Genomic DNA, 12,672 nt, shown 5'->3' with positions numbered 1-12,672 from the left:
GCCATAATATATAGGAACGTCATATGATCACCTCCCTGGTTTTTAAGTAATCATAGATCCTCTTATGGTGAAGTAAATCCGCCTTGTGCCCGGAAGCCATCTCGATCATTTGATACCTCTGCTTCCCCTTGCTGTCATCTTGAAAAACCGCATAAGTGACATACAGTGAATACGTATTCAAACACTTGATCACTGGGTTCGACCAGACTTTTCTTTTATGAAGGTAGAGATTACGCAGCAAATCAGCGGATTGATCCTGGCGCTCCGCTTCTTCATACTGCTCTGGTAAAAAAATCCCCTGCTTCTCAACTGACAGCGTTTTCATTTTTTCCATCGGCCATTCAAACAGCGTCGTTTCTTTATGGAACAAGTTGGAGACGACCCTCATCTTTTCTTTCCGCTTTTTCATAATCGGCAGGGGCTTATATTCCACGGACCATTCAGACACGGCGTAAGGATAATAGACCATAGTACATTGAGCAGGTAATACAATGTTGTCAGCCTCCTGAAGCATGTACATAAACATTCAGCTCCCCTCAATGGTTACGTATTCTTAAAGCCTTTTACTGGATGGACAGCATAAATCCTTCATAGACTTAAATCCACCAACCACCTCCTTATCGCATCGTTTGAATACGTATTCAAATTAAGGCTGAATCTCTCTTGTGGTGGATCGCCTGACTAATTGCACGGGATAGGTTTCTTGAATACATTCCCGCTCCGGCGATTCGATCTGTTCAATTAAATTCTCAATCGCCAGCTGACCTAAATTCGATTCTTCCAGCATACCAACGGTTGTAAGCTGAAAGGAATGGTGGCTGCTTAATTCGATATTATCCACTCCAATTAAGCTGATATCTTCCGGGACGCTGTACCCTTTCTGGATTAAGTCATCCAGAACGAAAATGGCAATCGAATCGGTAGCTGCAAAAATAGCCGTAGGCCGATTCTTTTCAGCGAGGATTGCTGTAATCACATCGCGAATCGCCTCTTCACTCGTATCCGTGATCCGGGCATTATGATCCGAAACTTCCAGCCCGTTCTCCTCCATCACCTGCCTGAAGCCTTCGTAACGCCCTTGAAAAGTCGTCATGGTAGAAGGCCCGCCAATACAAACAATATTCTTGTGATTTAAAGCAATTAAATGCTCCGTCGCCATTCTGCCAGCCTGAACATTATCCATCTCCACATAGTTCCCCCCTTCACGATGCTTACGGTTAAACATCATAAAAGGAACGTTTTGCTTTTTCAGCTCCGGAAAAATCGGATCATCGTATAAAATCGACGATAAAATAATCCCGTCAACTTCTCGTTCCAGCACATCCTGATAAACCGACATATTATCACCGAAATTCTCAAAATGAACGTTGACGTTATACCCCCTTTGCTTAGAGTAATTAACAATCGACGTGGTCGTTTCTACGAAAAACGGGTTGTGCAGCGGACCTGAAAGCAGCGCAATCGACTTCGTCTGTTTCTTGACCAACGATCTTGCGATAGAATTCGGACGGTAATTCAGTTCCTTCATGGCTTGTACTACTTTTTCATATTTGGTTTTGTCGACTTTTTCCGGGGTATTTAACACCCGGGAAACCGTCGACTGCGAGACTCCTGCGAGTTTTGCTACATCTTTAGATGACGTCATTTCGTTTATCTCCTTATACATAAAAGCGCTTACACTTAAGGTAAAATAGATTCAGAATATTGTCAATGTTAGAAGAGCCGGAGAGTTATTCTGACATTTGAGGGGTGTTTTCTGACATTTGGGGCAGTTTTTCTGACATTCCTGGCATTATTTCTGACATTTGGAGCAGTTTTTCTGACGTTCCCAGCATTTTTCCTGACATAACCGCCACACTGGATGCTTTACTACGTGGACCTGCTCCTGTGAATTCACAGCCTGGCTACACAAGCATAATCTTCAGGGTACTGCCCGGGCTTACCAACCGCTTCCTATAAAAAAAATTGTGCGCATCAGCTGGTCCCTCATCCCTCGCATTTTCTAGGATAAATCATAGAATACTAGAGAGAATGCTCTTTTTAAATAGAAGGGAAGGTGTACCCTATGAACAAAAACCATTTTAATAAGCAGTCTCTATTAAACACATTGCTGAATCCCAATCCAAAGACCCGTAAAAAACGGAACAACTTCGTGCAGTTCGCTTACGATAACCAGGATTATTCCTTGCAAGTACCGATTCCATTTGAAGACGAAGGCGTGATTGCAACCGTCCTCCTTGACCGTGTAAAAGCAGGAAACGTCGTCTCTCTTAATGGCTTACTGTTTGTAAATAACAATTCAGAGGAGCCTGGAACAGTCGTGGCCAGAATTCTAAGAGTCACGGGCGATCAGGAGGAAATCATTTATAGTATCGCCGTGGAAATTGAATCCGAAGGCGGAGATGATTTCGGCCAGCCGATCCCTCTCCTGTTTGTCGATGAGATAGAAACAGATGAAGAAGCCGTGGCCTATGGAATCACGGTGGAGAAGCTGGATGAGGATTCGGAGCTGTTTGTCGTCGGTCCTGCGACGTTAACAGCCACGGAAATAGCTAGATGCTAGCTGGAATGGTCTCAAAAGGTGTTTTCCTTTTTGGTTTTTTCTGAAGGTTCTCCAGGTGTTATTAAAGAAGTGCCTACTCAAAGTGAAACATCTCCATTTTTATTAATATGGTCGGTGATCACTAAAATTTATTTAAATAAAGCAGGTCAATATTTGACCTGCTTCATCCAGTATATTACTTTAGCTTCTTCCTTCTCGGTTTGGATTAAGTGGTTACTGAACACCCCTGGTGAGATCAAACTCCCCAATATCATCTTCCTCTTCCTCTTCCTCTTCTTCGAGATTCTCCAATTCATCTTCTGCCGTTACAGCTGGTTTCCAAAGAGATAACATGCCTCCCGTGACTGTACTTCCTATAAGAAGAGATATAACAAAAAACACTGGATTTTCCATTAAGGGGACTACAAACATTCCACCATGAGGAACCGGACTCCCAACATTCCATACCATGGCTAAACCTCCACCTACGGCTGAACCGATAGAACAACTAGAGACAACTCGAATTAAATCTCTGGCTGCAATAGGAATAACACCTTCTGTGATCATACATATTCCCATTGGAAACGCTGCTTTGAGAGCTTCTTTTTCCATTTTAGTATATTTATATCTAGTAATCAGGAATGATAATGCTATTCCAAAAGGAGGAACCATTGATCCGATGAATTTGACTGCCTGTGGACCATAAACCCCTTCAACTAATAATCCATCCGCAAACAAGGATAAAGTTTTGTTTACCGGTCCCCCAAAATCGAAACTGGCCATTGCCCCCATAATTCCTCCTACAAAAAACCTGGATCCTCCTTGCATAGAAGATAAAAATTCTAATAAGGCGTTTTGTAGTCCGGCAACTGGGCGTCCGATTAATAGAATCATTATGAGGCCGCAAACTACTGTGGCTAAAACTGGAATAATCATGACAGGCATAAGACCTTGCATAGACTGAGGCATTTTTAACTTTTTCTTTAAGAACAATACGAAATAACCAACTAATAGACCCCCAACTATTCCTCCAATAAATCCTGTCTCGATTTCATTAGATATGAATCCAATAATTAAGCCTGGAGCTAACCCAGGTCGGTCAGCGATCGATAATGCAATTGCTGCAGTGAAGAGAGGTACAACAAGACTCATACCCCATCCGCCAATTTGATTAATATAATAAGCGATACTACCTTCATTATCTGCTACATCAGGTCCTCCAATAATTTGACCTAAGGCTATGCATATCCCAGCAGCTACAATTAATGGAATCATGTAAGATATACCAGTTAACAAATGTTTTTTTAGTTCAGCCCCTACATTCATTAGTAAGCCTCCTATTGGTTTTGTCTCATTTGTTTTTCTGCATTTTTGATTAAATTCTTTGGAGATTTAATAACCACATGTGTCGGAACTTTAACAACAGGCTTATCACTAAATCGATCCTTTCCATTAATATTGACGTCTGCAGCAATAATGACTAACTCTGCACTTTTAATCTCATCAGCCGTTAACTCTTCTTCTACCCCAATTGTGCCTTGAGTTTCAACACGAATCTGGTGACCTAAAGACTCGGCTCCTTTAATTAATTTTTCTTTTGCTAAATAAGTGTGGGCAATACCTGCTGTACACGCTGCTACTCCTACAATTTTCATTTTTCCCCTCCTCATGATTGGTACTCTGTTTGGAAAGCATCAATAATAGCCATAGCATTATTTGAGTGAAGCAACTGTTCACATATAGCTTCATCAGCTAAAGCTCCAGCTACTTGTGAAAGCATTTTTATATGAAGAGTATTACTATCTTCTTTTTTTACTGCAAATAATAAAATCACTTTTACAGGCTCACCATCTAACGTTTCCCATTCAATCTCACCCTGCAGCCTTCCAATAGCTATAGCATTTTTGATAACGCTTTCAGACTTTCCGTGAGGAATAGCGATATGATCACCGATTCCTGTCTTTCCTTGTAATTCTCGTTCATATACATCTGCAACAAATTGTTCTTTGCTTCCTATATAACCATGGGTAGACATCAAATCCGCTAATGCTTCTATTGCTTCCTTTTTATTAGTTGCTGATAGAGACAAGTCAATTATTTCGGGTTGCATCACTTTTGATAGATTCATTGATTTACTCCTTTATTAAAATCTGCTTAGCTGATATAATTCAGCTTTACCTGTAGATCCAAAAAGATCCATTTTATTCTCAAGTACTCTCCTGGCCGCTTCATTTGCTTCTGGGAATAGAACATCTGGTTCAAAATCTTCCGCTTTTTGAGATAAGGTGTCTCGCAATTGATTGAAAAAAGCTCTCTTCATATCACTGGATAAGTTGATTTTTGCAATTCCATATTTCGTACTTTCTTTAATATCTTCATCAGGATTATCTGAACCTCCATGAAGGACCAAAGGCACCTTAACGTTGTTATAGATCTTTTGAAGGCGGTCGATTTGTATTTTAGGCTCGAGATGTTTTGGATAAAATCCGTGAGAGGTACCTATAGCTACTGCTAATGTATCTACATTTGTTCGTTCCACAAAATCTATCGCCTGTTCTGGATCTGTGTAGAGAATTTGGCTTGAACCTCCTTCACTGCTATTTCCATTATCTCCTATAGTGCCTAACTCTCCTTCTACAGAAACACCTACAGAGTGAGCGTATTCTACCGCTTCTCTAGTTTTCCTTACATTTTCTTCGTATGGAAGGTGAGATCCATCCATCATAACTGAGGTATAGCCATTTCTAATTGCTCTTATTACATCATCCATACTTTCTCCGTGATCTAAGTGGATAACTACAGGAACCTTCGCTTTATAAGCTGCTTCCTTACAATAAGAAACAAATTCATCCCCCACCAAATCTATCTCATTCGGGTGAATTTGCAGAATGGCTGGAGATTTCTTTTTCTCAGCGGTAGCTAAAATCGCCCTGACAAGTTCGCTATTAGAAACATTAAATGATCCAACTGCAAATTTTTCCTTATACGCGACTTGAAGTAATTCTTTCATAGTTACTAACATCCATCATTCCTCCTAATGTTATTAATTTAAAACTTTTATATATTGCTCATAAGAGCTAACTTCATAAATTTCCGTTAATTTTTCTTCTGACGTAACTAAGTAATAAAGTTCGCGAAACAATTGATCATAGTTGATGCGGTCATCTTCATTCAGAAACAAGAACAACACCAACTGAACTTTGTTTTTCCCCCACTGAATACCTTTTTTATTGATTACCACGTAAATGGCTGTCTCTTGATAATATTCACTTAATGGATGAGGCAGAGCTACACCACTTACTACATCAGTGCTAGATATTGCTTCACGTGCTAGTATGCTTTTTTGACAGTGTTCTAAACCAAAATGGATCAAAGATTTCGATATTAATTCTTCTTTGTTATTTACATCAAAGATAGCAAAACGCTCTCTGCCCATCATTTTCGTGAATAAATTAAGGTACATTGTTTTTTAATTAAATCTAAGTCTTTCTCTTCCAAAAACTCTTCTACTAATAAGACTTTCTTCTGACTAATATCTATGGGTACAGTAGAAACAACTAAATTTACATTTTCCGGAATTAGTTCCGTGTTGGTAGTTGAATAAATTCCTTGTACTTTTATTTCTGGAAGGCTTTTTTCAATTTTTTGTTTAAGTAAACTAGAGGTTGCTATCCCACTGCTGCAAACTACTGCAAGTTCCATTACATGAGTTTTTTTATCTATTCGCTCTAATGCTGCTTGTATATGGAGGGCGATAAACCCAATTTCATTTTCATCAATGGATACACAAATCGTCCGTTCCATTTCCTGTGCAAAAAATACTCCCATGTAATAAGACTGCAAGTATTTCTTTTTAATTTTCTCAATGAATGGGTTATCAATTTGCATACTGTATTTAAGGGGGTAAATAGATCGTTCTACGTGGTAGTACAGCCCCATTAGAAGCTGGTCGTCTGTCAATAAAGGGTGACCAAATTGTTTTTCTATCCTCAATAACGCTTGCTTCATAGCATTCATCATAGTTTTATTCTTTTCATTACTTTTTTGGTTAATGTGAGTTTCTCTATTGCAGACTTTTTTGCTAATTAAAAATACAGCAAAATAAGTTATTTCTTCCTTTGGAAAAGTTATATTAAAGTTAAGTCCAATATTTTCTAGTATGTGGAGAGACAATTCTTTCTCTTGTAAAGGTAATAGATGATTACCGAGGGAATCTACATTTACTAAACAACCATTCTTTACTCTTCGTACGTTAATTAGTAGGTGAATAAATAATTGATCTAACACTTTTAAAGAGATGGTTAATGAAGAATTTCTCAATGTACTTTTTATAATGTTTAAGATTTGTTCTAGTTCTTCTTTGCTGTACCATTCGCGGAACATAAGAAATGCATTATGAATAATTTCCCTTTCAGAATGATTCTCTTTCTGAATCATTTCTTCTAAAAGAGCGCGTTTTTCCAACTCCTGACCAATAAGTTTTATCCCATAGAAAGGCTTGGCCTGAATCTCTAATCCTCTAAAATCTTGTCCACATATTTTTGAAAGCTTTTGCACATCTAGCCTAATCGTTCTTGCAGAATAATAGATTTGATCAGCCAGATTTGCATAAACCGTATAATCTTTTGCCTCTATAAGAGTTTTAACTATAAAGAAAGCTCGCTCCTCAAAGTTTTGATAGGAAGAAGCTTTCATCTCTCCTAAAGTCCCTGTAAGCCTGTACCCGAATCGATTGTTAGACTCGATTAGTGCATCTTTTAAAACTACTTCATTAATTTCCTTTACATCATTTCTAATTGTTCTTAAGCTCACCTCCAACTGATCACTTAAGTAATTACCATAGACATAATCACCTTCAGCCTCTTTTAATATTTGGAGCAGTTGACTCTGTCTTGGTTTCACTTTATTCCCTCCTTCCTTCTGAGTTCATAATAATCCAGTTATTCACACTCAACTAGCGAGAACATTTTCCCAACTAATCCGGAAACCGCTTTCAAAAAATATATTTTTTAAAAAATTAAATTATGGGGTTGATTTGAAAGCGATTTCTTTTTATACTCTAAATAGTGAAACGTTTTACTATTTAATTATTAAAAACAAATATTATTTTGTCAAAACCTTATGTTAATAATATATAAAACAGTGAAACGTTTTATTAAATGTGATAGGAGGACTTTATTTGAAGAAACTATTTGGCATCACTACTGCAATGGTTACTCCTCTGCACGAAAATGAGGATGTAAACCTAGAGGAAACAGAGAAACTAACTAATTTTTTAATAGAAAAAGGAGTTGATTGTCTTTTCCCATTAGGAACAACAGGTGAAATGTTTAAGCTCACTCTTGATGAACGTAAGAAGATTGCTGAAAAAGTAATACAGACTACGGATAAGAGAGTGAATGTTTTTATCCATGTAGGCGCGATGACTACCAAAGATACGTTAGAGCTTGCTCACCATGCACTAGAAGCGGGAGCCGATGGTATTGGTGCAGTATCGCCAAGCTTCTTTAATGCAAACGATGAGGAGATTAAGGAATACTATACACAAATTGCAAAGTCTCTTCCTAGCAATTTTCCAATTTATCTTTATAACATTCCTCAATGTTCAGGTAATGATTTGTCATTTGAAGTTGTAAAAGAATTAGCTGAAGGTTTCACAAACATAGTGGGTATTAAATATAGCTATCCTGATTTCATAAAATTAAAAGATTACTTATCAATTCAGCCAGGAGAATTTTCTGTTTTAACTGGAGCAGATACTTTACTTCTACCTGCTTTAGCCATGGGATGTGACGGTGTTGTATCAGGGGTTTCAGGCGTGTATCCAGAACCTTTTGTGGAGATTAAACAGCATTACTATAATGGAAGAATTACGAAAGCTCAAGAAATGCAGAAGCATGCCAATCAGATTATTGAAATATTAAAAGCCGGAGCGAACATGTCCTACTTCAAGAAAGCCTTAGAGCTTCGCGGCATACTAGCTGGTTCGATGAGAAGTCCACAAATGAACCTTTCCGTAGAAACAATGAAAACTATGGAACAAGAGATCAATGAATGGAATATCCACAAAAAACTCTATACAAACTCTTAAAAATGTTTGAAGAATTAGAACTTCCGTGCTTTGATATTATACGAAACTACTATTTTCACGGAGGTTAACTGTAAATGAAAAAAGTTACGATAAAAGATGTAGCAAAAGACGCTCAAGTTTCAATAGCAACAGTCTCAAAAGTTATAAACAATAAAGGTTATGTTAGCAAATCGACGCTTGATGCTGTTTTACAATCAATAAACAAACTTGGTTATAGCGTAAACGCAAATGCCAGAAGCTTAAAAGCAGCCAAGTCCAATAAAATTGCTGTATTAACTTCTGATATCTCAAACCCTTACCTTATGTCTATTGCAAAAGATGTGGAGGAAATGATTCGTTCGTTAAATTCTCACATGCTACTGCTTAGCCATAATGATAATCCTGAAATCGAGAAAACTTCTTTAAAAATTATTATAGAGCAGCAAGTAGATGCCTTAGTCATCATACCGACTGGGGAAAACGGAGACTTAATCGAATCTATTAAAAAAATGAATATTCCAGTGATTGCAATTGATAGGGAAGTTGATGAAGTAGAGACAGATTTAATTGTCGATGACAACTACTTCGGTTCATATGAAAGCATCAAATACTTATATCAATTAGGACATAAACGGATTGGTATAATTTATGGACATCAAAAAAATTCAATTGGTCGCGACCGCTTTACTGGTGCGATAGCAGCCTTAGAGGATCTATCAATCGAAACAGATCCTTCATTAATTCATCCAGCAGATTTCAAAGAAGATTTGGCATACCGAGCTACTATAGAATTATTGATGCAGCCTACACCACCTACAGCTATATATTCATGTAACAATACGATGACAGCAGGAGTGTTAAAAGCCATAAGAGATCAGGATATGAAAATTCCAGAAGATATATCTGTTATCGCTTTTGGTGACAATTCTCAATGGGAGTTAGTAAACCCAAAGTTAACTTTAATGACCCAGCCTACCAAACGCATTGGTATTGAAGCATCTATTATGTTAAAAAACCGCTTGACGTTAATGGAAAGGTTCGCTGCACAAAAAAAAGTCATGAAACCCACACTTATCAAAGGGGATTCATGTAAATCCATTTAAAAAAGGGGATATACATTTTATGTATAAAAAAGTAAGCGTATTCATGTTATTGTGTTTCACATTGCTTCTAGGTGCCTGCGGAAGTACAAGTTCTAGTCAAGGAGAGACTGATCCAGATTATCCTGATGACCAAATAGAAGTCGTAGTGCCGTTTGATTCAGGTGGTGCTTCAGATTTAGTATCTAGAACAATTGCTTCTGAGATGGAAGAGAGCCTCGATGTTCCATTTACTGTTACTAATAAAACAGGAGGCTCTGGAGCAACTGGAATGCTTGCAACAAAAAATGCTAAACCAGACGGGCACACGGTTGGATACGTTCCAGTCGAAATGTCCATGTTAGAGAGCTTAGAACTAGCAGATATTACTCCAAAGGATTATGAGTTTATTGGACAGTTGATGACTATTCCTGCCGCTATTACTGTTCCTGCAGATGCTCCTTACGATACGATCGAAGAATTCATTGATTATGCGAAAGAAAATCCCGGGGAGATTCAGATAGGTAATTCTGGAACCGGTTCAATATGGCATATTGCTGCTGCTGCTTTCGCTCAAGAAACAGATATTGAAATGCAATATGTTCCTTATGAAGGAGCCGCTCCTGCAGTCACCGCTTTAATGGGAGATCATATTTCAGCTGTATCTGTAAGCCCTTCAGAAGTAAAAGGTGGAGTCGACAGTGGAGACTTAAAAGTGTTAGCAGTTATGGGAGAGGAAAGAGACCCTTCCGTACCGGACACACCTACCTTAGAAGAAGAAGGTTATGATGTTTCTGTCGCTGGGTGGGGAGGATTTGTTGCACCGAAAGATACTCCTGAAAATGCACTTTCTCAGTTAAGAGAATCATTCGAAGATGCAGCAGAGAGTGATGAATTCCAAGAACTTATGGAAGATCGCGGTATGACCCCAGCCTATAAGTCTGGTGAAGAATTTGAGCAATATGCTCAGGAACAATATGACTACTTTAACGAATTAATTCCTACTATAGAGCTGGAAGAATAAGGTTTCTCCCCGGGGAGGGCATTAGGATGAAGAAATTACGTATAGGAATAAATATAACAATCTTTATCATTTGTGCTTATTTATTTCGGGAAACGTTTCAATTCAATAATTCTCTTAACCAGCAAGGAGTAGGCCCCTCCTTTTTCCCTAGAGTATTATTGGCTATTATAATGCTTTTAACGTTTATCGAAATTTTCACATCATTAAAAATGAGAAAGGAAGCGATTCCAATCACAAGTTCGGGTAAACGTCTAACATTGTTTGCCCTTACTTTTCTGGTATTTATTTCTTTGTTTAACACTCTTCCTTTTCTTGTAATTTCCGTAGGGTTTTTATTTATAATGGGAATAATTTTAAAAATTAAGCTGCTTCCCTCTCTATTGTTCTCTATCATCCTTAGTATTTCTGTATATTATATTTTCACCCAGGGATTTAACATCATTCTTTAGAGGGAGGGACCTATATGGCTTTTTTAAGTGAAATCTTTCAATTAGGTACAATAACTTTTATATTAATTGGCAGCATCTTAGGGTTATTTATTGGTGCTTTACCAGGTCTAACAGCGACAATGGGGATTGCTATTCTTACTCCTTTAACTTTTTGGCTCCCTCCTGAACAGGGCTTAGCTATGCTAATCTCTATCTATTGTACCGGAATTTTTGCTAGTGGAATCCCTGCCATATTAATTAACACACCTGGGACTCCGGCATCTATGGCGACCACTTTTGATGGCTACCCGTTGACCAAACAAGGAAAAGCAGGGCTTGCTTTAGGTATAAATGCTATCTATTCAGGACTGGGAGGTATTATAAGCACGATCTTCCTTATTTTATTGGCCCAGCCAATTTCCAGTTTTGCCCTTAGTTTTGGTGCCCCCGAATACTTTGCTTTAGCCATTTTTGGCCTCTCGATGATGATTGGTATATCGGGTAAATCGATTACTAAGGGGTTACTCACTGGATTTATCGGCTTATTCATTGCAACAATAGGTCTCGACCCTATTATGAGTACCCCCCGGTTTACTTTTGACCAGAGTGCTCTTTACGAGGGTATATCTTTTATTCCTATTATGATTGGGTTATTCGGTGTAGGAGAAATTTTTAATCAGGTATTGGAAAATCCTCAAAAAATAGAAAAAGCAAAGCAAAAAATTGGCAGAATACTTCCGTCTAGAAAAGAACACAAAGAAATGGGCAAACCTTTCGCGATGTCTTCTATCGTTTCTACATTTATAGGAGCCATACCAGGGGCTGGAGGAGACATTGCATCTATAGTGACTTGGGAACAAAGCAAGCGTTTTGCAAAAGGTAAGAAAAAAGAAGAATACAACAACGGTTCTCTGGGCGGACTAGCTGCTACCTGTACTGCCAACAATGGGGTAATTGGCGGCGCTTTTACTACTATGCTGACATTAGGATTGCCTGGCGATGCAGTGACTGCAATACTAATTGGGTCTTTAATGATGTATGGACTACAACCTGGGCCTAACCTTTTCATGGAGAGCCCGGACATCGTGTATACAATCTTCGGCTTACTCCTGATTTCTAATATCGTCGTCATTGTAGTAGGTTTGTTTGGCGCTCAATTATTTTCTAGAATCATGCTATTAAAGCAAGAATATATTTGGATCTCCGTTATTTTATTTAGTGTAGTTGGTTCCTATGCTCTTAACAATAGTGTATTCGATGTTTGGGTTATGTTTATTAGTGGTCTTATTGGATTGCTCTTTAGAAGACTTGATTACCCTCTTGGGCCGTTAATTTTAGGACTTATCTTAGGTCCGATGGCGGAATCTAATTTCCGGAGAGCTCTTATTAATAACCATGAGCAGCCTTATATGATCTTTTTTACAACACCTATTTCTCTAATACTATTAGGTTTAGCTTTATTAACTCTTTTGGTTCCCCTCATTAGAAAAGCATTTAATAAAAAATCAGAAGCAGCGTAAGGTGGTATG

The 12,672-nt window shown here is 38.1% G+C and carries 14 protein-coding genes; 6 read left to right on the top strand and 8 right to left on the bottom strand.

Going from position 1 to position 12,672, the window contains the following annotated elements; translation table 11 throughout:
- Positions 1 to 19 precede the first annotated feature (19 nt).
- Both C1A12_RS04310 and C1A12_RS04305 read right to left on the bottom strand, forming a co-directional pair.
- On the bottom strand, positions 20 to 526 hold the full coding sequence (locus C1A12_RS04310; RefSeq protein WP_101842601.1) for a hypothetical protein: 507 nt from the start codon (positions 524 to 526) through the stop codon (positions 20 to 22).
- A 120-nt stretch (positions 527 to 646) separates the two neighbouring features.
- The gene (locus C1A12_RS04305) at positions 647 to 1,645 is read right to left on the bottom strand and encodes a LacI family DNA-binding transcriptional regulator (RefSeq protein ID WP_101842600.1); all 999 of its coding nucleotides are present in this window, start codon (positions 1,643 to 1,645) and stop codon (positions 647 to 649) included.
- A gap of 420 nt (positions 1,646 to 2,065) precedes the next feature.
- On the opposite strand from C1A12_RS04305, the gene C1A12_RS04300 reads away from it, so the two are divergent.
- Positions 2,066 to 2,563 carry a hypothetical protein gene (locus C1A12_RS04300; RefSeq protein ID WP_101842599.1) on the top strand — a complete coding sequence of 166 codons (498 nt, stop codon included), beginning with the start codon at positions 2,066 to 2,068 and terminating at the stop codon, positions 2,561 to 2,563.
- A 213-nt stretch (positions 2,564 to 2,776) separates the two neighbouring features.
- On the opposite strand, the gene C1A12_RS04295 is transcribed toward C1A12_RS04300, so the two are convergent.
- From C1A12_RS04295 to C1A12_RS04270, 6 genes are read right to left on the bottom strand one after another with little or no spacing between them, the layout of a single operon-like run.
- The gene (locus tag C1A12_RS04295) at positions 2,777 to 3,868 is read right to left on the bottom strand and encodes a PTS fructose transporter subunit IIC (RefSeq protein WP_101842598.1); all 1,092 of its coding nucleotides are present in this window, start codon (positions 3,866 to 3,868) and stop codon (positions 2,777 to 2,779) included.
- Positions 3,869 to 3,879: 11 nt separating this feature from the next.
- Positions 3,880 to 4,197 carry a PTS fructose transporter subunit IIB gene (locus tag C1A12_RS04290; RefSeq protein WP_101842597.1) on the bottom strand — a complete coding sequence of 106 codons (318 nt, stop codon included), beginning with the start codon at positions 4,195 to 4,197 and terminating at the stop codon, positions 3,880 to 3,882.
- An 11-nt stretch (positions 4,198 to 4,208) separates the two neighbouring features.
- Entirely contained in the window at positions 4,209 to 4,670 is a 462-nt protein-coding gene (locus C1A12_RS04285) for a PTS sugar transporter subunit IIA (protein ID WP_101842596.1), read from the bottom strand.
- A 15-nt stretch (positions 4,671 to 4,685) separates the two neighbouring features.
- Complete coding sequence (locus C1A12_RS04280) at positions 4,686 to 5,564, bottom strand: ketose-bisphosphate aldolase (protein WP_101842595.1); 879 nt, start codon at positions 5,562 to 5,564, stop codon at positions 4,686 to 4,688.
- Positions 5,565 to 5,585: 21 nt separating this feature from the next.
- Positions 5,586 to 5,978: a PTS sugar transporter subunit IIA gene (locus C1A12_RS04275; RefSeq protein ID WP_159462136.1), complete on the bottom strand. Its 393-nt coding sequence runs from the start codon at positions 5,976 to 5,978 to the stop codon at positions 5,586 to 5,588.
- Positions 5,978 to 7,444 (bottom strand): PRD domain-containing protein, encoded by a 1,467-nt coding sequence (locus C1A12_RS04270; RefSeq protein WP_101842593.1) that lies wholly within the window; start codon positions 7,442 to 7,444, stop codon positions 5,978 to 5,980. The genes C1A12_RS04275 and C1A12_RS04270 overlap by 1 nt, the downstream gene beginning before the upstream one ends.
- Before the next feature lie 277 nt (positions 7,445 to 7,721).
- Between C1A12_RS04270 and C1A12_RS04265 the strand changes: the two genes are divergently transcribed.
- The 5 genes from C1A12_RS04265 (at position 7,722) to C1A12_RS04245 (ending at position 12,663) form a co-directional block, all read left to right on the top strand.
- Positions 7,722 to 8,633, top strand: a complete 912-nt coding sequence (locus C1A12_RS04265; protein ID WP_101842592.1) for a dihydrodipicolinate synthase family protein — start codon at positions 7,722 to 7,724, stop codon at positions 8,631 to 8,633.
- Positions 8,634 to 8,707: 74 nt separating this feature from the next.
- Complete coding sequence (locus C1A12_RS04260) at positions 8,708 to 9,715, top strand: LacI family DNA-binding transcriptional regulator (protein ID WP_101842591.1); 1,008 nt, start codon at positions 8,708 to 8,710, stop codon at positions 9,713 to 9,715.
- A 19-nt stretch (positions 9,716 to 9,734) separates the two neighbouring features.
- Positions 9,735 to 10,715: a tripartite tricarboxylate transporter substrate binding protein gene (locus C1A12_RS04255; protein ID WP_101842590.1), complete on the top strand. Its 981-nt coding sequence runs from the start codon at positions 9,735 to 9,737 to the stop codon at positions 10,713 to 10,715.
- A 26-nt stretch (positions 10,716 to 10,741) separates the two neighbouring features.
- Positions 10,742 to 11,164 carry a tripartite tricarboxylate transporter TctB family protein gene (locus C1A12_RS04250; protein WP_101842589.1) on the top strand — a complete coding sequence of 141 codons (423 nt, stop codon included), beginning with the start codon at positions 10,742 to 10,744 and terminating at the stop codon, positions 11,162 to 11,164.
- Positions 11,165 to 11,178: 14 nt separating this feature from the next.
- Positions 11,179 to 12,663 (top strand): tripartite tricarboxylate transporter permease, encoded by a 1,485-nt coding sequence (locus C1A12_RS04245; RefSeq protein ID WP_101842588.1) that lies wholly within the window; start codon positions 11,179 to 11,181, stop codon positions 12,661 to 12,663.
- The last annotated feature ends 9 nt before the right edge of the window (positions 12,664 to 12,672 follow it).

Origin of the sequence: Halobacillus sp. Marseille-P3879 (assembly GCF_900240285.1) — a bacterium.
In the GTDB taxonomy this organism is placed as follows: Bacteria; Bacillota; Bacilli; order Bacillales; family Halobacillaceae; genus Halobacillus_A.
This window is presented reverse-complemented; position numbering and strand designations above follow the sequence as displayed.

Excerpts from the sequence above, each read along its gene's own strand:
- C1A12_RS04310 (WP_101842601.1), bottom strand. The coding sequence starts at position 526 with ATGTTTATGTACATGCTTCAGGAGGCTGACAACATTGTATTACCTGCT.
- C1A12_RS04305 (WP_101842600.1), bottom strand. The coding sequence starts at position 1,645 with ATGACGTCATCTAAAGATGTAGCAAAACTCGCAGGAGTCTCGCAGTCG.
- C1A12_RS04300 (WP_101842599.1), top strand. The coding sequence starts at position 2,066 with ATGAACAAAAACCATTTTAATAAGCAGTCTCTATTAAACACATTGCTG.
- C1A12_RS04295 (WP_101842598.1), bottom strand. The coding sequence starts at position 3,868 with ATGAATGTAGGGGCTGAACTAAAAAAACATTTGTTAACTGGTATATCT.
- C1A12_RS04290 (WP_101842597.1), bottom strand. The coding sequence starts at position 4,197 with ATGAAAATTGTAGGAGTAGCAGCGTGTACAGCAGGTATTGCCCACACT.
- C1A12_RS04285 (WP_101842596.1), bottom strand. The coding sequence starts at position 4,670 with ATGAATCTATCAAAAGTGATGCAACCCGAAATAATTGACTTGTCTCTA.
- C1A12_RS04280 (WP_101842595.1), bottom strand. The coding sequence starts at position 5,564 with ATGTTAGTAACTATGAAAGAATTACTTCAAGTCGCGTATAAGGAAAAA.
- C1A12_RS04275 (WP_159462136.1), bottom strand. The coding sequence starts at position 5,978 with ATGGGCAGAGAGCGTTTTGCTATCTTTGATGTAAATAACAAAGAAGAA.
- C1A12_RS04260 (WP_101842591.1), top strand. The coding sequence starts at position 8,708 with ATGAAAAAAGTTACGATAAAAGATGTAGCAAAAGACGCTCAAGTTTCA.
- C1A12_RS04255 (WP_101842590.1), top strand. The coding sequence starts at position 9,735 with ATGTATAAAAAAGTAAGCGTATTCATGTTATTGTGTTTCACATTGCTT.
- C1A12_RS04250 (WP_101842589.1), top strand. The coding sequence starts at position 10,742 with ATGAAGAAATTACGTATAGGAATAAATATAACAATCTTTATCATTTGT.
- C1A12_RS04245 (WP_101842588.1), top strand. The coding sequence starts at position 11,179 with ATGGCTTTTTTAAGTGAAATCTTTCAATTAGGTACAATAACTTTTATA.